The sequence below is a fragment of the Microbacterium koreense genome (assembly GCF_042677105.1).
Taxonomy (GTDB): domain Bacteria; phylum Actinomycetota; class Actinomycetes; order Actinomycetales; family Microbacteriaceae; genus Microbacterium; species Microbacterium koreense.
Map to the genome: position 1 here is coordinate 2,638,625 of NZ_JBHTIM010000001.1, position 21,079 is coordinate 2,659,703.

Annotated in this window: 19 protein-coding genes and 1 pseudogene; 3 read left to right on the forward strand and 17 right to left on the reverse strand. The window is 66.4% G+C overall.

The window, feature by feature from the left end:
• Positions 1–138: 138 nt before the first annotated feature.
• Genes ACFQZV_RS12405 through glf form a run of 3 tightly spaced genes read right to left on the reverse strand, consistent with a single transcriptional unit; the run spans position 139 to position 2,821 of the window.
• A complete protein-coding gene (locus ACFQZV_RS12405) occupies positions 139–882 on the reverse strand; it encodes an ABC transporter ATP-binding protein (RefSeq protein ID WP_378753377.1) in 744 nt (247 codons plus the stop codon).
• Positions 882–1,670 (reverse strand): ABC transporter permease, encoded by a 789-nt coding sequence (locus ACFQZV_RS12410; protein WP_378753379.1) that lies wholly within the window; start codon positions 1,668–1,670, stop codon positions 882–884. The genes ACFQZV_RS12405 and ACFQZV_RS12410 overlap by 1 nt, the downstream gene beginning before the upstream one ends.
• 8 nt (positions 1,671–1,678) lie before the next feature.
• A complete protein-coding gene (gene glf, locus ACFQZV_RS12415) occupies positions 1,679–2,821 on the reverse strand; it encodes a UDP-galactopyranose mutase (protein WP_378753381.1) in 1,143 nt (380 codons plus the stop codon).
• Positions 2,822–3,048: 227 nt separating this feature from the next.
• On the opposite strand from glf, the gene ACFQZV_RS12420 reads away from it, so the two are divergent.
• Together ACFQZV_RS12420 and ACFQZV_RS12425 are read left to right on the forward strand one after the other, a co-directional pair.
• A complete protein-coding gene (locus ACFQZV_RS12420; RefSeq protein ID WP_378753383.1) occupies positions 3,049–5,652 on the forward strand; it encodes a polysaccharide pyruvyl transferase family protein in 2,604 nt (867 codons plus the stop codon).
• Between the two features lie 47 nt (positions 5,653–5,699).
• The gene (locus ACFQZV_RS12425; protein ID WP_449288949.1) at positions 5,700–5,903 is read left to right on the forward strand and encodes a sugar phosphate nucleotidyltransferase; all 204 of its coding nucleotides are present in this window, start codon (positions 5,700–5,702) and stop codon (positions 5,901–5,903) included.
• On the opposite strand, the pseudogene ACFQZV_RS13595 reads toward ACFQZV_RS12425, so the two are convergent.
• From ACFQZV_RS13595 to ACFQZV_RS12445, 5 genes and pseudogenes are all read right to left on the reverse strand, one after another.
• A pseudogene (locus tag ACFQZV_RS13595) lies at positions 5,812–6,018 on the reverse strand (IS256 family transposase); the annotation flags it as partial. The gene ACFQZV_RS12425 and the pseudogene ACFQZV_RS13595 sit on opposite strands and share 92 nt — an antisense overlap.
• Positions 6,019–6,140: 122 nt before the next feature.
• Positions 6,141–6,884 (reverse strand): cytidylyltransferase domain-containing protein, encoded by a 744-nt coding sequence (locus tag ACFQZV_RS12430; protein WP_378753387.1) that lies wholly within the window; start codon positions 6,882–6,884, stop codon positions 6,141–6,143.
• Positions 6,881–7,870, reverse strand: a complete 990-nt coding sequence (locus tag ACFQZV_RS12435) for a glycosyltransferase (RefSeq protein WP_378753389.1) — start codon at positions 7,868–7,870, stop codon at positions 6,881–6,883. The genes ACFQZV_RS12430 and ACFQZV_RS12435 overlap by 4 nt, the downstream gene beginning before the upstream one ends.
• 47 nt (positions 7,871–7,917) lie before the next feature.
• Complete coding sequence (locus ACFQZV_RS12440) at positions 7,918–8,988, reverse strand: N-acetylneuraminate synthase family protein (RefSeq protein WP_378753391.1); 1,071 nt, start codon at positions 8,986–8,988, stop codon at positions 7,918–7,920.
• On the reverse strand, positions 8,985–9,908 hold the full coding sequence (locus ACFQZV_RS12445; RefSeq protein ID WP_378753393.1) for an SDR family oxidoreductase: 924 nt from the start codon (positions 9,906–9,908) through the stop codon (positions 8,985–8,987). The genes ACFQZV_RS12440 and ACFQZV_RS12445 overlap by 4 nt, the downstream gene beginning before the upstream one ends.
• 209 nt (positions 9,909–10,117) lie before the next feature.
• Here ACFQZV_RS12445 and pseB point away from each other — a divergent pair, with 209 nt between their 5' ends.
• A complete protein-coding gene (gene pseB, locus ACFQZV_RS12450; RefSeq protein ID WP_378753395.1) occupies positions 10,118–11,107 on the forward strand; it encodes a UDP-N-acetylglucosamine 4,6-dehydratase (inverting) in 990 nt (329 codons plus the stop codon).
• Positions 11,108–11,146: 39 nt separating this feature from the next.
• Here the strand turns inward: pseB and ACFQZV_RS12455 are convergent, their stop codons facing one another.
• The 9 genes from ACFQZV_RS12455 to ACFQZV_RS12495 form a co-directional block, all read right to left on the reverse strand.
• On the reverse strand, positions 11,147–11,503 hold the full coding sequence (locus ACFQZV_RS12455) for a hypothetical protein (RefSeq protein WP_378753397.1): 357 nt from the start codon (positions 11,501–11,503) through the stop codon (positions 11,147–11,149).
• 49 nt (positions 11,504–11,552) lie between these two features.
• Positions 11,553–12,245, reverse strand: coding sequence for a hypothetical protein (locus ACFQZV_RS12460; RefSeq protein ID WP_378753400.1), 693 nt, complete (start codon positions 12,243–12,245; stop codon positions 11,553–11,555).
• A gap of 41 nt (positions 12,246–12,286) precedes the next feature.
• Positions 12,287–14,905: a hypothetical protein gene (locus tag ACFQZV_RS12465; protein WP_378783335.1), complete on the reverse strand. Its 2,619-nt coding sequence runs from the start codon at positions 14,903–14,905 to the stop codon at positions 12,287–12,289.
• A gap of 90 nt (positions 14,906–14,995) precedes the next feature.
• Positions 14,996–16,105 (reverse strand): glycosyltransferase, encoded by a 1,110-nt coding sequence (locus ACFQZV_RS12470; RefSeq protein ID WP_378753404.1) that lies wholly within the window; start codon positions 16,103–16,105, stop codon positions 14,996–14,998.
• A gap of 67 nt (positions 16,106–16,172) precedes the next feature.
• Positions 16,173–17,648 carry an LCP family glycopolymer transferase gene (locus tag ACFQZV_RS12475; RefSeq protein ID WP_378753406.1) on the reverse strand — a complete coding sequence of 492 codons (1,476 nt, stop codon included), beginning with the start codon at positions 17,646–17,648 and terminating at the stop codon, positions 16,173–16,175.
• Positions 17,645–18,112 (reverse strand): 5-(carboxyamino)imidazole ribonucleotide mutase, encoded by a 468-nt coding sequence (gene purE, locus ACFQZV_RS12480; protein ID WP_378753424.1) that lies wholly within the window; start codon positions 18,110–18,112, stop codon positions 17,645–17,647. The genes ACFQZV_RS12475 and purE overlap by 4 nt, the downstream gene beginning before the upstream one ends.
• A gap of 108 nt (positions 18,113–18,220) precedes the next feature.
• Entirely contained in the window at positions 18,221–19,357 is a 1,137-nt protein-coding gene (locus tag ACFQZV_RS12485) for a 5-(carboxyamino)imidazole ribonucleotide synthase (RefSeq protein ID WP_378753408.1), read from the reverse strand.
• Positions 19,358–19,410: 53 nt separating this feature from the next.
• On the reverse strand, positions 19,411–19,980 hold the full coding sequence (locus tag ACFQZV_RS12490) for a PH domain-containing protein (RefSeq protein WP_378753410.1): 570 nt from the start codon (positions 19,978–19,980) through the stop codon (positions 19,411–19,413).
• A gap of 176 nt (positions 19,981–20,156) precedes the next feature.
• Positions 20,157–20,954, reverse strand: a complete 798-nt coding sequence (locus tag ACFQZV_RS12495; RefSeq protein ID WP_378753412.1) for a biotin--[acetyl-CoA-carboxylase] ligase — start codon at positions 20,952–20,954, stop codon at positions 20,157–20,159.
• Between the last annotated feature and the right edge of the window lie 125 nt (positions 20,955–21,079).

Below are 21,079 nucleotides of genomic sequence, written 5' to 3' on the forward strand. Positions count from 1 at the left end.
CGCTCTATGCGCCCGCCGTCGGAGAACTTGGGCGAGGAGATCGGCCTGAGCGGCTGAGCCTTGATCCACCTTCGTGAGCACGCGCGACGGCTGGCGATCTCAAGATCATGTCTCCGTTAGGGCCTGACGCCGCGGATCCTACGCACGCCGCGCATTGTCGCTGTTGTAGGCCGCGATCACCGTTTCGATGTCGTCATCCAGGACGAGGTGGTGCTCGCGAATGTACAGGCCGCGCTTGCAGAAGCGCTTGAGGTCGCGCTCGTTGTGGCTGACGAAGAACAGCGTCCGGCCTTCTTCGAGCATCTGCTCGATGCGGCGATAGCACTTCTCGCGGAATGGCCGGTCACCAACGGCGAGGACCTCGTCGACGATGAGGATGGGCTCGTCGAGCTGAGAGACGACCGAGAACGCGAGGCGTACCTTCATCCCGTTGGAGAGGTGCTTGTACGGCGTCTCCTGAAACTCCTCGAGCTCCGCAAAGGCGATGATGCCGTCGTAGCGCCGATTCACCTCGGCCTTGCTCATTCCGTGCAGGGAGGCTGTCAGCCGCACGTTCTCGCGCACGGTGAGGTCGCCGACGAACCCCCCGGTGATCTCGATCAGCGGGGCGACGCCCCCGTGCACGGTCACAGCGCCTTCATCGGGGAGCAGCACGCCGGCGACGAGTTTCAGCAGGGTGGACTTTCCCTGCCCGTTCCGGCCGACGACGCCGATCGCGTCCCCGGGCTTGACGTCGAAGCTGATGTTCCGCAGCGCCCAGAACTCGCCTTTCGGCGTGCGGCGTGACGCACTGGCGAACATCGCCTTGATCGAGCGCCGGCCGCGGCGATTGCGCCGGAACCGAACCCCGAGATCGGATACTTCGATCGCGTACTCGCCCATCACAGCTCCTTCAGCACATCGCGCTCGAGGGCGCGGAAGACGAACACGCCGACAGCGAGAAGCGCGACGCTCACCACCATGCTGGCGATGACCGCGTGCGTGTTCCACTGTTCGGGGAAGAACGCCGACCGGTACATCGAGAAGATGCCGGAGAGCGGGTTCACCACTCCCAACCAGCCGAATCCGTTCGGGAGATCCTGCGCGCTGTAGATGATCGGGCTCGCATAGAACAGCGCGCGCAGCACGAGCTTCGTCGTCCTCTCGAGATCCTCGAACAGTGCGCACAACGGCGCCAGAATGAGCCCGAGTCCCGTGAGCAGGCATGTCTGCACGAGGATCGCGACGGGGAACCAGAGCACGCCCCAGCCGAGGTGGGCTCCTGAGAAGAACGCGAAGGCTGCGAGCACCGGCAGCGCGAAGACGAACTCGATCCCCTTCGACAGGATGATGCGCCCGACCCAGATAACACGGGGGATCGATGTCGATCGGACGAGCTTGCCGTCCCTGTCGAAAGCGCGCGTGAAGTCGCTGACCGCGGCGTTGAACCACACCCACGGCAGCAACGCCGCGATGAGGAAGACGATGTACGGTTCGGAACCGACTGAGCGCTCGAAAATCTGGGTGAAGACGAACCAGAAGATCAGGCTCATCACGAGCGGATCGAGCACGCTCCACAGATAGCCCAGCCAGCTCGTCGCGTAGCGGACACGCAGGTCGCGCGCGGAAAGCACCCAGAGGGAGTAGAGGTTGCGGCGCAAAGATCCCGGCGCGCCTACGGTAGCGGTCACCCGAGCCCTCAGCTGAGCTGGTTGTTCCACATCGACAGCGCCGAGCCGATGGCCATGTGCATATCGAGGTACTGATAGGTGCCGAGACGCCCTCCGAAGAAGACGTCCTTCTCGCCCTTGGCGAGGTCGCGATACGCCAGCAGGCCGACCCGGTCGGCCGACGTGTTCACCGGGTAGTAGGGCTCGTCGTCGCGCTCGGCGAATCGTGAGAACTCCCGCATGATGACGGTCTTGTCGCCTGAGAAGATGTCTTTGCGCTCCGGGTGGAAGTGCTTGAACTCATGGATGCGGGTGAAGGGGACGTCCGCGTCCGGGTAGTTCATCACGGGCGTGCCCTGAAAGTCGCCAACCGGAAGAATCTCCTGTTCGAAATCGAGCGTGCGCCACGAGAGGAAGCCCTCAGTGAAGTCGAAGTACCGGTCGACCGGACCGGTGTAGACGACGGGCAGTTGACCGACCACGGCACCCTGGTGCAGAGGCTGCGATTCGTCGAAGAAGTCGGTGCCGAGCGAGACCGTGATGTTCGGGTGGTCGGCCATCCGCTCGAGCCACGCGGTGTAACCGTCCTTGGGCAGACCCTCATAGGTGTCGTTGAAGTAGCGGTTGTCGTAGTTGTAGCGCACGGGGAGTCGGCTGACGATGTCACCCGAGAGCTGCTCCGGCGAGGTCTGCCACTGCTTCGCGGTGTAGTGGGCGAAGAACGCCTCGAACAGCGGTCGACCAACCAGCGCAACGCCCTTCTCGTAGAAGTTCTGCGCCGTCGCGACGTCGAATTCTCCCGCCTGTTCCTTCACGAGGGCCCGCGCTTGGTCGGGGGTGAAGGCCGCACCGAAAAACTGGTTGATCGTGTGAAGGTTCACCGGCAGCGCGAACACCTGACCGTTGTGCGTCGAGTAGACGCGGTGCACGTAGTTCGTGAACTTGGTGAACCTGTTGACATACTCCCACACGCTCTCGTTCGAAGTGTGGAACAGGTGTGCACCGTAGCGGTGAACCTCGATGCCCGTCTCGGGCTCCTTCTCGCTGTAGGCGTTACCCCCGATGTGGTTTCGGCGGTCGATGACCGTGACCTTGCGGCCGGCGCTCGCGGCTCGCTCCGCGATGGTGAGGCCGAAAAAGCCGGACCCGACGACGAGAAGATCTATGTCCATAGTCAGCCATTCTGTCATTGCGCCGCCTGGATGCCTGTGAACACGTTGAACGCATCGGCCGGCTCCACGCGCCCGCGCGCGCCCGCCCTCGCTATCGGCGTGCGCCAAGGTGCGCTGGGATACACTCGCATGTCGTGCACCGCGGCGAAATCACCCCGCACCCGCCACGGTGATTCGAACGGTTGCCCGTCGCCCTGCTGGAATCCAATGCTCGAAGGACACAACAGATGACCGATCCGAAGAAGACATACGATGTCGCCATCCTCGGATGGTGGTACGGAAAGAACTATGGGTCGATCCTCACCTACTACGGTCTGAACCGCGCCATCGACAGTCTCGGATACTCCATCCTGATGGTGCACGAGCCGCTCGGATACAACGGGTACCGCGTCTCGTGGCCCGACGACATCCTGTCCATGGAGTTCGCTCGCCGCATCGGGTACGAGCACACCGAGCAGCAGCACTACTCAGAACTGCCTGCGCTCAACGAGGTGGCGCGCACGTTCGTCGTTGGCAGCGACCAACTGTGGAACCCTCTGATCGGTCGTGTGAACGATGACCTGTTCCTCGACTTCGTCGGGGAACAGAATGACCGCGTCGCATACGCCACCTCGTTCGGCAACCGCGGCACCGAGAAGTTCAAGCCGGCGTTTGTCGCCGATCACGCCGCGAACCTGCAGAAGTTCAAGGCGATCTCAGTTCGCGAGCGCTACGCGGTCGACACCGCGCGCGACGTCTTCGGCGCTAAGGCGACGATGGTGGTAGACCCCGTGTTCCTCCTGCCCAAGGAGCACTACGGCAAGCTCGCCTCGGCGTCGACCGTCTCACCGCAGGGTGAGTACATGGCGGTGTTCTTCCTCGACCCGAGCCCGGAGAAGAAAGCCGCTGCGCTCGCCGTCGCCGACAAGCTCGGCTTCAAGAAGATCATGGTGATCCCGAACCCCGACGGCGGCCGGGAGTCTGTCACCGCACTGTTCGCCGATGAGCCACGCGCCGAGATCCTCGCGGAGGACGCGCCCGAGAACTTCCTGCGCATCTACCGCGACTCAAGCTACGTCATCACCGACAGCTTCCACGGTTCCGCCTTCGCTGCGATCTTCGAGAAGCCTTTCTCGTCCATTTATAACGCCAAGCGCGGCGCCGACCGATTCAAGGACCTTCTCACCGCGCTGGGATTCGGAGAGAGCCGCCGCGTGCGCGAGACGGACACCGCCGCCGAGATCGCCTCGAACCCGAATGTCACGCGTGAGATCGACTTCACCGACGCTCGCGCCTACCTCGAGAGGGGCAGGGCCGCGTCGATGGAGTGGCTGCAGGCGGCGCTCGACCCGGAGAACAAGGACTCCGCGGCGCTCGATCCTTCGAAGATCAGCGCGGCGGCGGCCGCCGTTGTGCAGAACTTCTCCCTGAAGAACCCGGAATTCACCGCGATGACCTCCGGGTGGCGGATCTCACCCGGCGCGCGGGGCACCCGGCTGAGAGTCGCTCGTGGTGGCGCCGTGCTTGGAAACCTCGCGTGGACCGACCTGCCGGCGGCGGTCAAGAAGGGCGCCTCGTACCTGCTGCGAATCGACTGGACGCCGCGTACCGCAACGCCCACGGTCAACCTCCACCTCCGCAATCCCGACACCGGGCGCTTCCGCGTCGTCGGCAAGGTCGATATCCCGGCGAAGTCGAGGTCTGCGCGCACCGACACCGTCATCATCCGCGTCCCCGAGTCGGGACTGAGCCAGTTCATGCTCGGCGCCATCCACTTCACAGGTCTGGGTGCAGGCGCCGATGTGCGCAGCATCGAGTTGACCGAGTTGGCTGCAGGAACCGCGCCGGCAGGCCTGTCGAGCTTGGGGGGTGCTCCTGCGCAAGGGTTCGCGGGCCAGTCCAAGGCTCTGGCACTGAAGGACCATGAGCGCCAGATGCACTCGTACAACCACAGCCGCACTCCTCAGGCGCTCTCCGGTGCGCGCGCGCGAATGATCTTCCACGCGCACGCGATCGAGAAGGGGCTCAGCCGCAGCAACTTCCGCGCCGGTTTCGGCAAGGTCGCGGTGCCTGGTCTGGCCAAGGAGATGAACGCGTGGCTCGCGGCCGGCCACAGCGTCGACGACAGCTTCCTGCAGAGCTCGGCAGCGGTGATGAAGAGCTATTTCCAGCGCCATGACTCCCTGAAGTCCGATGTGTCGCCGTACAGGCAGCTCTTCTCACCGGCGGCGCAGGAGCTCATCGACAACTGCACTCATCAGGAAGGCGGCGTGCTCCCCGCCGACCAGCTGCGCGAGATCTCTCGTGAGGACGTTGACGAGCGCAGCTTCCTCAACGTCATGTACGGACGGCGCAGCGTGCGTGAGTTCACGCGACAGCCTGTGGCTGACGAGGACATCGCGCGAGCCGTTCAGATCGCAATGCAGGCCCCTTCGGTGTGCAATCGGCAGGGCGCCCGGGTGCACCAGTTCGAGGATCCCCGCACCATCAAGTCGGTTCTCGACATCCAGGGCGGCTTCGCCGGCTACGAGATGCCTCCACGTCTCCTGCTGATCTCCGCTGACCTCGATGCCTTCCTGTTCGCGCCCGAACGAAACCAACCGTTCGTGGACGGCGGGCTGTTCATGATGTCGCTGCTACTGGGGCTGACCCAGGTCGGACTCGGGTCGTGCTCGCTGAACACGGCGATGGGCACCGAGAAGGAGTCGAAGATCCGAAAGATCATCGACATCCCCGAGCACGAGGTGTTCATCTCATTCGTCGCGGTGGGCCACTACGACGATCAGGTTCTCGTCCCCCGTTCGAAACGCACCGAGATCGACGAAATCCTCATCGCACACCGCAAGGGATAGCGACCACCCGAGGCGACGCGAACGTCCGCTGCGCGCACGCTTGGCTCATTGGGGCCGGGGGTCGACCCACGGCGGCGATCGGCCCCCGAGTAGAATTGCCGCGTGAGGGGATTATTCTCGCGGGCGGTTCGGGGACGCGGCTGCATCCGGTGACGCTCGGTTCTCATGCAGATGCGCTTCCGGGTCGCCCTTGTCGTACCCGACGTGCTCGGTCAGCTCTACCTGCAACCCACACTCGAGACCGGTCTTGATCAGCTGCTGAATGAACCCGCCAACCCCGTCGAGCTGAACCTCGCCCGCGTCGATCTTCGCGAACAGATCATTCAGCATCCCGGACTCGATCAGACGCTGAGCGCCCTCAGCCATCTGACCCTCCGCGAACGCCAGCTTCACCCAGTTACGCTCCGCCGTCACCGCAACAGCGGTAGCAGCCGCCCCCGCAGCAAGTTCCGCTGGCGTGCCGCGAGACCGTCATCCACTGTCCTGACTCACTCATGGTGCCTCAGACTCCGTTGCACCGATGCGGCATTGATCTCGCCGATCCAGGGATGCCGCGTGGCCGCGTCGAGCACTGTCCGCCACGGTACGGGTTCGGCTCCGACGATCTCTGCGAGTGCTTCCGCGGCCGCCAGATCCTGCGGACTGTCGACGGTCCATCGGAATTCGCCCAGCGGTTCCTCCAGATCGAGCAGCGCAACGTGAAAGCGCTCGGGATTCTCGTAGAGAAAGGGCATGACGTGCTCGCGCTGGTGCGGCATCGTCGCCTCCTTGTTCGCCATTCGCAGCGCATCGGCCGTACAGACCTCGACATCAAGCCCGACCGGATACGTCCGTTGAAATGGCGGTGGCAGACGGTTCGCCGCAAAGTCAGCGGTCTCCCGCCGAAGCGCATCGATGACCTCGTCGATGACGTGACCGTCGACGAAGGGGCAGTCGGCAGTCACCCGCACGACCTCGATCGTTCGGGGATGTTCCTCGAGAACACGACCGAATCGGCTGAGGACGTCGGACTCGCTCCCGCGGGTCACCGCCACACCGAGACGGGTCGCGAACGCGGCGATCGGGTCGTCGGCCGTCGAATCGCTCGTGGCGACGACGACGTCCTCGACGCCTGATTGTGCGACGGCGCGGCAGATCCGCTCGAGAATCGGAACGCCGGCGAGTTCCCGCAGCACCTTGCCGGGCAGTCGCTTCGACCCCATCCTCGCCTGGATCACCGCGGTCGTCGTCATACGTCCTCCCGGTGCGCAGCGACGACGCGTTCAGCGAGAGCCCCGAAAGTCGCTGCCGTGCTCGCCCAGTCCGCATCCTTCAGGATGCGGCGGCGGACGCGATCCGTTACCGCGCGGACACCTTCGCGAGGAGTGATGCGGCTCAGAAGTTCGGCGAGCTCGGTCGTGTCGCGCGGGGCGAACAGATCCACCGCACCGGGATCTGCCCAGGGCCGATTGCCGGGTATGTCGGTAACGACACAGGGCGTACCACTTGCCATCGCCTCGAGAAGCGACACTGAGGTCCCATCCGTCAGGGAGCAGCTGACGTATGTGTCCGCAGAGCGATAGAACTCGGGCAGCGCACTGGGTGCGAGAGCCCCCACGAACGATACGCGGCCGCCGATGCCAGCTCTGTGGATCGTCGCGCGCAGCTGAGGCGTCTGGGAGCCTTCCCCGGCGATCACCATATGCAGCCGCGGGATCCGCGGGGCGACGATCTCGAACGCGCTGAGAAGAGTGTCAACGTCATAGACGGGCTCGTGGCGTCGCGTGGACAGCACGAGGATCGTGTCCGCGGGGAGACCCAGCTGGTCGCGCACGCCGGCGGGGCCGGACGGCGTGAAGCGACTGGTGTCAACGCCCCACGGGAACTGGACGACTCGCTCGGAGCGGGCGCCCAGTTGCTCTGCAACGGCTCGACTCGGATCGCTGTCCACCAGCAGCATCGTGGCGGACCGCACCGACCGCTCGACGGAGTGGACGAGGTCTTGGCGAGCATCGGGCATGCCCATGAGATCCCACCCCCACGATGTCGCCAGCAGCGGGCCCGTCCACAGCTGCCGCACGCCCTCAGCGACGAGATACAGCGGCCCCGCCTGCACGAGGTCCGGACGTTCCTCCTCCAACTTCGCCGCCAACTCCGCCCATTCGCCTCTGCCGGGATACTCCCCGGTGGTCAGCGGCATCGCGGTTGTTGACACCCCCGCCTCGCGCCATGCGGTCACGAAACGCTCGTCATGTCCGGACCAGCCGCGCGTGACGTACGCGAGCTTCATCGGCGGACGGGCTCGACGTCGTAGTGGCCGAGACCCTCGTCCATCTCGAGGTCGCGTCGCAGAGTCATCCCGATGGTGGCCTCCAACCGATCGGCAGGGATGACATCGGCCGTCGCCGGCCGAACCACGACCAGATCCTCCCGGCGCAGCACCGTCCCCGCCGCCAGCGCACGCGCCGCCCGCAACCCACGCCGCTGAACGATGACCGTGTCGGTTTCATTGGGTTCGACGCGTTTGATCGGCGAACCGAGGGCCGCCTCCAGATCGCGCGTGCGATCGACCATCTCACGCCACGTGCGCGGATCCATCGAGAATGCGTGGTCTGGCCCCGGTCGCGTGGTGTCGTCGGTGAAGTGCTTCTCGATCACTCTGGCGCCAAGCGCGACGGCGCCCAGAACGGATGTGTGGCCGGCGGTGTGGTCGGAAAGGCCGAGTACGAGGTCTGGGAATAGCGCGGCGTACCCGGACAGCACGCGCAGCGACAGGTGGCGTAGGTTCTCGGGCGAGGCCGTGTAGTTCGTGTTGCACTGCATCAGCACGAGGTCGACATTGACCGCGCGGATGACGTCGACCGCTCGAACGACATCGTCCAGCTCGGAAGCGCCCGTGGCCAGTAGCATCGGCTTGCCTTTGCGCGCCGTGTACTCCAGCGACTCGTGCCAGGTGATGTCACCGGAGCCGATCTTGAACGCGGGAACGTACGGGTCCAGCATGTCGACAGCGTCGAGGTCGTATGCCGCTGAGAAGTAGGCGATTCCCGCCTCGTCGCATGCCGCTTTGAGCTCCGGTGTCCACGCGTGCGGGATCGACGCGTCTTCATAGACCTCGAAGACCGACTTCTGCCACGAGGCCTGATGGCTCACCTGCCCCAGTTCACGAAAACCTCGCTCGGAGACGATTCCTCCCGCCGTGAAGTTCTGGAACTTCGCCGCATCGGCCCCGGCCTCCGCGGCACGGTGGATGAGGTCTATCGCGCGGGACAGCTCACCGTCGTGGCTCGCTGCGATGTCGGCGATGAAGTAGGTCGGCTCGTGAGGGCCGACCGGTCGATCTTCGATTCGCATCATCTCGCTCTTCCTTCGGGACTGAACGCGGCGACCCGGTCAGCGAGCCCGCGACTGTAATCGTTGAACGCGGCCTGGAGGCTCTCCTCCTGCATCGGCAACGGTCCGACGCGGTGCAGGTATCGATCGACGTCGAGAGAGAGGTCCCGCCCCCGCGCGTGCTCCAGAACGTCGCTCGACAACGCGGGCCTTACCAACGACGCGTCCCATCCGAACCGACGCGCGGTCGCGCGCCCGAATTCGAACTTCGTCGTGCTGTCGCGGGCAGCGATATGCAACACGCCTGACACTCCACTCGCCTCCGCGACCCGCAGCGCAGCCACGAGATCTCCCGCGTACAGAGTACTCACGCGCACGTCGGTGAACCCGTTCACGACGGAACCTCGTGAGAGCGACCGAGCGAAGAATTCGATGAGACTGCGTCGCCCCGTCGGGCTCCAGCCGTAGAAGTTCACTCGTGCGACAAGCGCATCCGAGTTGGCGTCCATGACGGCTCGTTCGCCATCCAGCTTCGTGCGGCCATAGACACCCGTGGGGCGGGGAGCATCCGCCTCGCCATACCCTCCCCGGTCGCCGTCGAAGACGGCATCGGTGGAGATGTGAATGAACCGCGCGCCTTCCTGCGCGGCCTGCGCAGCGAGATCTGCAGGAGCCTGCACGTTGAGTTCCCTCGCGGCGACGGGATCCCGTTCGCACGCTTCGATCGTCGCGACGGCGGCGGCGTGCAGCACGACGCGCGCATCGGATGACGCGACGATGCCACGTCGTTCCTCAACACGGCTGAGGTCGGCCACACGGTGCTCGGTCGGAACGTCCGGCAAAGCGCTGCGGCTGACCCCCACGACGCGTTCACCCGCCTCGTTCAGCTTCAACACAGCGGTCGCACCGAGGAGCCCCGATGCACCGGTGACCAGCCAGGTCACCAGCGTGCGCTCCGCACGAAGCTTGGAACCGGACGTGCATCGATGTGCCGTCGGCGTCTGGTCACTGACACTCCGCCAGTCTACGGCGAGGGCGGCACACGCCGCATGCTTGGGTGAAAATGCAGCGTGAACCTAGGATGTCAGAGGCGCGCCTCACACCACAGATGGGTGCGCCACCGTCACATCGTCACGACGTCCGGAGCGAGCAAGTGTCCACTCTCGAGGGTTCCAGCATTCTCATCACCGGGGGCACCGGATCATTCGGCAAGGCGTTCATCCGCTATGCGCTTGCGCACCTGAATCCGCGGCGTCTCGTCGTGTTCTCCCGAGACGAACTGAAACAGTATGAGGTGCGTCAGCTCTTCGGTGACGATCCTCGCCTCCGGTGGTTCCTCGGCGACGTCCGCGATGAGCGACGACTCGCACGAGCGCTTCACGGCGTCGACTTCGTCGTTCATGCCGCGGCACTGAAGCAGGTCGACACCGCCGAGTACAACCCCTTCGAGTTCGTCAAGACCAATGTGTTGGGGAGCCAGAACGTGATCGAGGCATCGATCGACGCTGGCGTCGCGAAGGTCGTCGCGCTGTCAACGGACAAGGCCTCCAGCCCGATCAATCTCTACGGGGCGACCAAGCTGACTGCAGACAAGCTCTTCATCACCGGCAATCACTACGCCGCGGCGTACCCGACACGATTCTCTGTCGTCCGATACGGAAACGTCATGGGCTCTCGCGGATCGGTGATTCCCTTCTTCCGTCGACTCGGCGACGCGGGAAAGCCGCTGCCGATCACGGATCTGCGTTGCACGCGGTTCTTCATCACACTCCCGCAGGCGGTGCAGATGGTGGTCGACACTTTCGACCTGATGCAAGGCGGCGAGCTCTTGGTTCCGCGGATTCCCTCCATGAAGGTCACGGACCTCGCGCGCGCGGTCGTCCCGGACGCTGAGCTGGTCGACGTGGGCCTGCGTCCCGGCGAGAAGCTCCATGAGGAGATGATCAGCCCCGAGGAGGGCCGTCGAGCGGTCTCGGTTCGTGACGGAAGGTACTTCATCATCCAGCCGGATCTCGCCTCCTGGGGCTACTCCGCGCCCGTGGGCGCGGTCCCCGTTCCCGACGGTTTCGCCTATCGTTCCGATCGGAACGATCAGTGGTACACCCAGGATGAGATCGCCACGATCATTCGCGACTCTCTCTGACGGCAGTTGCTCGTCACAGCCGACGCTCGATGCCCCCGGTCAAACGGCGGACTCGCCCGGAACCTCGAGGCGCCGCAGGCGCTCCTCATAGTGGGCGACCAACTCCAGACGGAGGCGGGCTCGCTCGTGCTCCAGCTCTGCGCGTTGAAGCGCTTCATCCTTCGACGGGACTCCGTCCAGGAGGCGCGTGATGCGCTCCATCCGATATTCGAGCGCCGCGACCTGCGGGGCGATGCGATCGAATTCGGCACGCATGTACCCGTAGTCTGCGCCGAAGTGTTCGTTGGAGGCACGCAGTTCGTGTTCGAGCCGGTCGGTCCTGCCACGGATCTCTGCCAGCTTCTCTTCGACTCGCCAGTCGATCGCGGCGCCGAGGCGGCGCTTCAGCCAGTTCATCATGATTGTCTCTCGGTCCTCCTTGGGAGATTCGCACTTCGGCGTCTGGTCACCGGTGGAATCGAACACTTTTCTCGTCGATCCACGTGCGCACCAGTGCCGCTTCCAGTGCGAGGCGGTGCTCCGGGCCGACGGGGCAGTCAGTGTCGTAGGCGTGCGACCAACTCCTCTGGTCGGGCTCGTCGACGAAGCTCATGCCCGTGACGTCGCAGACTGCCTCGGGGAACAGCGTTCGGGCGATCCAGATCATCGTCATTCCGGTTGTCGCCCACAGCCCGTCGCGGAGCGCGTCGAGCCCCATGGCGGCGTTGAGGGGGAGGATGACGTCGCGATTCGACACCGTGATGAATCCGAGGTCCCTCGGCCAGAAGTGCGGGTATTGCTCCGGCTCCCAGTGCATTCTGCCTGGCTCGATGAGCAGGTAGAGCCGCTGCGTGTAGGCCTCGAACAGCCATGGAGTCGGCCGAACACCCCGGTTGAACACCACCACATCGGTCCGGTGCCCGACGGTGGGCTCCCCCGGATCATCAGCGCGGAAGCCGTTGACCCGGAAGACAAGATCCGCTGTGTCGATCGTGTGCGCTCGCTCAGGTGAAGGATCCAACGGTTGATTGCCGACCACCGCGACCCGACGAACAGGAAGCTCGCGCGCGAAGGTCTCCGCGAGAGCGCGAAGCCGCGGGAGGAAGCCATCGCTCTCCGCACCGCGGCCGGCGTCGAGGGTGTGAGCGCAGGGTGACATGCTGGAACAACCCTAGCCGGGGCGACACGAAACGGTGCGCATCAGCGGTAGTCGACGGTGTCGCGGGGTAGCCACAGGTCGGCGCCGTCGGCAGCCTGGAACATCAGCCAGTCACCATCCGCGGTCACCCCCATCGCCGTCAGCCCGGTCCCGGCCGGGAGATCCCGCACACCCGCACCGCACTCCACCGTCGGCGCCGACCGCGCCGTCGAACCACCCGGCAGCACCACATACGACTTGAACGCCGACCGGAAGTCCGTGGGCAGCGTGCACACCGACTCCCCCGCCGACGCATACCGCACCGCATCCCGCGGCACCCACAGCTGACCCCCCGCGAACGCCAGCTTCAGCCAATCCCGCTCCGCCGTCACCGCGACAGCGGTCGCGACCACACCCGACGACACCTCCACGGCACCATCCGCACACCCCACACTCGGCGACAACCGACCGACGGCCCCCTCACCAGACACCACATACGTCCTGTACGCCGATCGCACCGACCCGCCGAGATCGCATACACCCACGCGGGACGCGTAGTCGACGGTGTCGCGGGGTAGCCACAGGTCGGCGCCGTCGGCAGCCTGGAACATCAGCCAGTCACCATCCGCGGTCACCCCCATCGCCGTCAGCCCGGTCCCGGCCGGGAGATCCCGCACACCCGCACCGCACTCCACCGTCGGCGCCGACCGCGCCGTCGAACCACCCGGCAGCACCACATACGACTTGAACGCCGACCGGAAGTCCGTGGGCAGCGTGCACACCGACTCCCCCGCCGACGCATACCGCACCGCATCCCGCGGCACCCACAGCTGACCCCCCGCGAACGCCAGCTTCAGCCAATCCCGCTCCGCCGTCACCGCGACAGCGGTCGCGACCACACCCGACGACACCTCGACCGAGCCCTCACCACAACCTGCGCTCGGCGACAACCGACCCACTACAGATCGTGCCGACACCACATACGTCTTCGACGCCGACCGCACCGCAGCACCGAGGTCGCACACATCCATACGGGAGCTGTACTCGACGGCGGATCGAGGAGCCCACATGGCCCGTCCGTCGTCTGTCCAGAACATCAGCCAATCGCCCGCTTCTGTCACCGCCGCCGCCGTGAACGTCTCACCCGCCCTGGCCTGCAGAACGTCAGTGCACTCGACAGAGGGGGCGACGCGCGCGGTGAGCCCGCCGGGGCGAACCGTATACGTCTTCACTGCATCGCCGAAGTCGACCGGGAGTGTACATGCGCTCTCATCGGAACTCGCGTATCGAACATCACTTCGCGGTATCCACCGATGCCCTTCGGCGAAAGCGAGTTTGAGCCAATCTCGATCCGACGACACCGCGATCGCGGTCGCAACAGTCCCCTCTCGCACCTCCGCGGAGCCCGCATCACACGCCGACGTCGGCGCAACCCTCGCAGTGACGGTCGCTACCGATACAACATAGGTCTTTCGCGCGCTCGCAGCCGATGGCATGGCGCATACGGACTCCGTCGCCGACGCGTATCGCACCTGATCGCGAGGAACCCAGCGATCCACCGCGTCGACGTGCACCTGAATCCAGTTCTTGTCGGCAGTGACACTAGTCGCTTGGACGACCGTCCCGGCGTCGAGCGATACCCCTCCGTCAGCGCATGTCGTCCGCGGCGCCTTACGAGCGGTCTGTTCGGACAACAGAACGTAAGTCTTGAACGCGGAGCTCGCGCCGTACGGCGCGGCACAACGGCTCGCCGCGGAATTACCGTGCGTCGAACCGAACCAGTCCACGAAGTACCGGTAGAAATTGCGGTTGCCGTATGACGAGCACGCGTCTCCGGTGCCCGAGTAGGCGCGGATCGCCGCGGCGTTGGGCTGATACGGCGTGTAGTAGTAGAGGTTCGCGGTGGCCTGGTTCTCGATGTACACCGGCGACGAACCGCACGAGGCATTCGGGTGCCAGCGCACGTTCCATGTCTTACCCGGTGCATACCAGGTGAAGTACTGACTGGTTCCGGGTGGGTTCGCGTATCGCTTGAACTGCCACGCGGCGCCGAACACCTGGTTGAAGAATCCGTAGTAGCGCGTATCGCATGCCGCGGTGTCGGGGCATCCCTGCCCCATCGCGATCGTGTAGCGCCACGTGCTCGGCCAGACATGGGTGACGAGACCCTGCTCCTTCTGCAGCGTCGCCAGGATCACCTGCGGGTTGATCCCGCATGCCTGCGCCACCTTGTAGATGATGCGCGATGCCCGCTCGCGCACACCGCCCGAATACGCGCCGCACATCGCGTCGGCGCTGGTGGTGCGCGAGGTGTCGTACCAATCCTTGAGACACGTGTACCCCGAACGGCAGCTCGGCACCTGCGTCTGCAAGAAGGCCTGGATCTGCGACTCGGTCATCGTGTTCTTGTTGAAGAACACTGCGTCGCTGATGATGTTGCCCGGCCGGAACAGCGACAGATCGGCCATCTGCGCGATGTCCGTCGCGACGGCGCTCGCCCCCGAAACATCCGTCGCGGATAGGTCGGTCGCGACCTGCGTCGCCGCTGTCGAATCCGCGACCACCGCCGTCGCCGGCGTGACGGGGGTGAGCAGGCCTGCGACGAGGGCCGTGACCGCCGCCAGAACGACGACGAAGCCGCTCCCGAGCGCGCGTCGGCGATTCGTACCCAGCAGAGTCATGTGACCAGTGTGGCGAATGTGACGAGTGAGTACAACATTTTCTGCGAATCAGCGCGCTCGACACGCTTCGCACCGTCGCTCAGAGCGAACTCAAAGGTCGGCGTGAAGAGCCCATACCTTGTCGGCCGCTTCGCGCCACGAGAACACCCGTCCCCGGTCCGCGGCGAGGACGCCCCACCGTTTCGCCGCACTATCGCTCGCGAGCACCGCTGCCAGCGTGCCGCCGAGATCGTCCCTGTCTACCACCGCTCCTCCATCGACGATGACGTCGCGATGCACCGGGGATTCTGCGGCGACGATCGGCACACCGAGCGCGAGTGCTTCGACGACACGCCACGGGAACACCGTGCGCTGCGCAGGCGCCACGAACGCGGCCGCCGCGGCGAACACCGCCGCGCGATCGGATGCATCGAGCGCCCCGCGCACGTGCACCCGCCGTTCGGGCACGCCCGCACCCGCCGCGATATCGACCACAGCGGGCTCCTGCCCTTCACGCGTGTCGACAACGACAACGGGCAGGTCGAGACCCGATTCGGCAAGCGCGGCGAACCCCTCCGCCAGTGCGTCCGAAGGCGCATCACCACCTGACATCAACACGAATTGCTCCGGAAGACCGAGCACCCGACGACGTCCGACCTCGTCGACGGGCACGGCGAACTCGCTCGGTGGCGCTCCGGCGATGACGCGGACTCGGCCCGTGAGCTTCGGCGCAATCTCGGTCAGGCGCTGGGCGAACGCGTGGGTGGGCACGACGACGGCATCGGCGAACTTGACCGCCCGCTTCAGCATCGCCTTTTGCCACAGCGCCGACCCACGCGGCACCTCTCCGGGCACCTCCCAGGCCCGCAGATCCCAGACCGTGACGACCGTCTGGTCGTGGTCGTGCACACGGTCGTGCTTGACCAACGGGGCCGAAAGCGTCGGCGAATGGATCATTCCGCCGCCGAGACCGGAAGTGACGCCCATCTGCCACGCGCGCGCCAGCTCGCGGCGCGGCACCGCGGCTCGTCGGACGTGTACGAGCCCGAGCATCCCGTCGATCGCCGCGACGTCACCACCGGCGGGCGCGATCCCCGCCACCTCGCACCCGCGGGGGGCCGCGGCGATGAGGGCCTCGGTGAGGTCGCGCGATGCCTCCGCGAGAACGGGCTCGGTGGGAGCTGCGATCTGGTCGAGCACGACGCGGAGTGTTGCCGTCATATCGTGAGCCTATCCGCGGGATCTCCGATAACCGGGCAAGACGGGCGGACCACTCGCCGGCGCTGACTCAGCCCGTCGGGGTCGGCGTCGGCGTCGGCGGGTGGAGCGCTGTACGCACCAACTCCTGCACGTATGCGTAGTCGGGGTCGTATTCGTCGATACCGCCGGCGGGCGTGAGCTCGATCGTCTGGACCGGCTCCTCCTTGGCCTTCAGCGCCAGTTCTGCGAGGAACGGGATCAACGACTGCGGCAGATCGGTCTCGACGATGTCGGCGCCGGCGTTCGCGACATCCTGGAAGCGGGTCAACACCGTCTGCGGGGTGAACTGCGCCAAGATCGCCTGCTGCAGGACGCGCTGACGCTCCATGCGATCGAAGTCACTCGTCGTGTAGCGCGAACGTGCGTACCACTGCGCGGTGTCGCCGTCCATCCGTTGGGTTCCCGGCTCGATCCACCCGATCGCCCACTCCTCCGCGGGCTGCCCGGTGTAGGCGGGGCCGCCGCCCTTGGGCAGTCGCTCCTCGACGGTGATCTCGACACCGCCCAGCGCATCGATGAGCGACGCGAACCCGTGCATGTCGATGAACACGTAGTACGGAATCTCGATGCCCATGATGCCTTCGGCGGCATCTTTCGTCGCCTCGATCGCGGGCGACGACCCGTTGTCCGCCGCATCCGGATACAGCGCCGAGCCGTCCTGACAGACCTCGACCTCGGTGCGCAACTGGTTGATCCCGCTGCCCCACCCGCACGTGGGGTCGGTGTGGCTGCGGTGCCCGTCGGGATACAGATCCTGCATGGGTCCTTCGGAGAACGGGAAATCCGGCATGTCGCGCGGGATGCCGGTGATCGTCGTGGCCCCGGTCTCGGCGTTGACCGACACCACCGAAATGCTGTCGAAGCGCATCGAGTCGCGCCCGTCACCACTGTCGGCTCCGAGAAGGAGGATGTTGTAGTAGCCGTCCGAGGGCGGCACCGAGGGGCCGCTCTCTCCGAAGACCAGGTCGATCGTGCTGCGGATCGTGCCGGCCGTGGTGGCGGCGAACGCGGCGACCCCGCTCGAGGCGACGAGCAGGGCGATCGCGACGGCCGCGATCCCGAGCCGCGACCAGGTGCCGACCTTCACGAGCCGCACAAGACGCAGCGTGTCGACCGTCAGGATGACCCACAGCACGATGTAGGCGATCAAGAGGACCTGCGCGAGCAGCAGGGGCACAGGACGAAGGAGCGAGAGGAAGTCCGGCACCCAGGCTCCGGTGAAGAAGCCGAGCAATGCAGTCGGGGCGAGGAGCGCCGATATCGCCAGCACCGCGACGATGACCCAGAGGGCGAGGGTCGCGCCGAGGCCGAAGCGCCCCAGCCGACGGTTGCCGGCCAACACCTGGGCAGAACCGGGCACGAGGAAGTTCATCGCCACGAGCCACCACCCGCGCCGCGACATGAACGCGCGCGATCGTGTGTCGGGATGACGCAGCGGTCGGTCCTCGACCACGCGCCCCCCCGACGGCGCCGCCGTGACACGCGGCGGGCTGGCGATGCTCACAGAGAGTCCTTGAGCCTGCGGTTCTTCTCTTCGACCTGTCGCTCGAGGTCGCGGGCGTAGTCCTCCACCGCGTCTCCGAGCGCGGCATCCGACGTACCCAGAATCCGCGCGGCGAGCAGCCCGGCGTTCTTCGCCCCGTTGATCGAGACGGTGGCGACGGGGATCCCCGCCGGCATCTGCACGATGCTCAGGAGCGAGTCCATGCCGTCGAGGGTCGCCAGCTGCACCGGAACACCGATCACCGGCAGCGCCGTCAACGACGCGAGCATGCCGGGAAGGTGCGCCGCTCCCCCCGCTCCCGCGATGATCACTCGGATGCCGCGTGCCCGGGCTTCACGCCCGTAGCGCACGAGCTTGTCGACGGTGCGGTGAGCCGAGACGACCTCGACTTCGTGGGGCACGCCGAACTCGGTGAGCATCTGCGAGGCGTCGCTCATCACGCGCCAGTCGGAGTCGGAACCCATCACGACGCCCACGACGGGCGCATCAGAAGAATGCAGGGGGCGTGTCACCCGACCAGGGTAGGCGGCGCACCTGGCAGATCACCGCAACGGCGCGCGGCGGGCCGACCGTCAGTCGAGGAACGCCGCCGCGGCGGAACGAGCCTGGTACACGGCATCGTCGAGATCGTCACCGGCGACGTTGACATGGCCGACTTTGCGGCCCGGCCGCGGCGCCTTGCCGTAGGTGTGGATCTTCGCCGCGGGGTGTTCGGCCATCGCCCCGACGAAACGCTCATCGAGCGTGCCCTCACGGGGCCCTCCCAGGATGTTGATCATCACCGTCCACCGCTCGCGCGGCGTCGTGTCGCCGAGCGGAAGATCCGCGACGGCGCGCAGATGCTGCTCGAACTGGCTCGTCACCGCGCCGTCCTGACTCCAATGCCCGCTGTTGTGCGGACGCATGGCGAGCTCGTTCACGAGCAGACGCTCATCCGTCGTCTCGAACAGCTCGACCGCGAGCATTCCCGTGACACCCAGGCCCTCCGCGATCGCGACACCGATCTGGCCGGCCACCTCCTGCAGTCGGAGTCCGGCGTGTGGCGCGGGGGCGACGACCTCGGCACAGACGCCTTCGCGCTGCACCGTCTCGACGACCGGATACACCGCCATTTCACCCGAGGGGCGGCGTGCGACCTGCTGTGCGAGCTCGCGGGAGAAGTCCACGAGCTCTTCGACGAGCAGCGACCCACCCCGTGCATCCTCCGCGAGGGCAGCGAACCAATCGTCCGCTTCGGTGGCCGCGGACACGACGCGCACGCCCTTGCCGTCGTAGCCCCCGCGCGGAGTCTTCACGACGGCACGGCCGCCGTGCTCGTCGAGGAACTCCTGAAGCTCGACGCGGTTCGATACCGCCGCCCAGTCAGGCTGCGGCATCCCGAGCTCTTGCAGTCGGGCGCGCATGACCAGCTTGTCCTGGGCGACACCGAGTGCAGCCGGCCCCGGGTGCACCGCGACGCCCGCCTCGACGAGGTCGGCGAGCACGTTCTGCGGCACGTGCTCGTGATCGAACGTGATCACATCGACGCCCTCGGCGAAGGCGAGGACGGTAGCGGCATCACGGTAGTCACCGACGGCCGCCGCCGCGAGCGACGCCGACATGCCGTCATCCTCGGCGAGCACCTGCAGCTCGATCCCGAGTTCGACCGCGGGGGCGATCATCATGCGGGCCAGCTGCCCGCCACCGACGACTCCGATACGCACTGGCATGCGTCCATCATCCCAAACCCGCGGGGAGGCGACGCACGCGCGTCGGTGCACGCTCAGCTGTCAGGCAGCGGCGGCCTCGGCGGAACATCGAACGCCGGTTGGGCGTCGCGATGCGCGAGGATCTGATTCACCTCGACCTGGTCGACCAGCGCCTCGTGGACGAGCTCCACGCTCGGGATGTTCACGAGGCGCAGTGGTTCGTCGACGCCATTGGAGAGCACGAGCGTGCCCGACCGCCAGAGCCGTTGCAGCACGCCGCGACGCACCTGGATGGTGTACCCGCGCACATGTCCGAGCTCACGACGCCGGGTGACGAAGACGCCTCGGCGGGCGATGACGCGACGCGTGGTGATCGTGTACTTGCGCGACCACCAGGCGACGAACGGCAGCAGCACGAGCAGGAACACCACCACGGCAGCGGCGGTCAGCAGCATCCAATTCTCGTAGGGCTCAGGCAGATTGCCGTAGAAGTAGCCGACGCCACCTGACACCGCGATGAGAACGATCGCCGACCAGGTGAGCCGGCGGGCGTGGCCCCGAAAGCGCGCGACGCGCAACTCGGGCGTCGGCGCACCGGGCGCCGGCATCAACGGGCGCCCGCTGACACTCGCCGGCTGGGACATGCACCCATTGTGGGGCTTGTCGGCCCCCGGAACCCGCGTATGACCGCGCGTTTCGTGCCACGCCTCAACCCCGCATGCCCCTCACCCCCGTCTTCAACCCCGCCTTATCCCCCGCTGGGTGGTGCGGGAGGGGTGGCGGTTGCGGGCGGGAAGGGCGGATGCGGGAGCGCTGGGCGTCAGCGCACGTGGAGGACGTCGCCGGCCGAGACGGGCACCTCACGACCGGTGGCATCCACGACGACGAGCCGGCCGTCCTCGTCGATACGCTGCGCGTTCCCGTCGATGGCGGAGCCGTCGGGGAGGCTGACGTGGACGTCTTTCCCGACAGTCGCGCACAACGCCTCGATCTCGCGCTGCACCCCGGCGACCGCCGCGTTACCGAGCGCGTCTTCAAGGGCGGACACCTGTTCGTCGAGCGCCGTCAGATAATCGGCGAGCAGGCGGTCGTCATCGCACTCCAGTCCCAGGGCGGCGAACGACGTCGCCGTGTCCACGGGCAGATCGGTCGGCGACATGCGGGTGTTGACCCCCGCGCCGACGACGATCGCATCCGGGTCGGTTGCGACGACCTCGGCGAGGATGCCGCAGATCTTGCCTTCGCCGACGAGCACGTCGTTCGGCCATTTCAGCCGAGCGGTCTGCTCCGATCCCGTCATCTGCGCGGCGATCGCGCGGGCCATGGCGGCACCGGCCATCAGCGGAATCCACCCGCGTGAGGCGTACGGCAACCGAGGGACGCGGAGCAGAACCGAGACGGCCAGAGCCGTGCCGGGCGGGGCGGTCCATGAGCGATCCAGGCGCCCCCGACCTGCACGCTGGTCGGTCGTCAGAAGCAACGACAGGTGCGGCCACTGCGGCGGGGACTCGGCCGCCGACCGCGCCACATCGGCGTTCGTGGAGCCGGTCGATGCGGTCACCTGCACTCGCGGACTGATCGCGGCGGTGAGGGGATAGCCCTCGTCGGGGATCGTCATGGGCGCCACGCTACCGGCCTCGCGCGCGCGTGGCGACGGGTTGACATCGGACACGGGGTGGTCCGCGGCATCCGTCACTTGCGCGAGCGGACAGCGGATCGGCCGCCCCCTTGTGCGAACCCTCC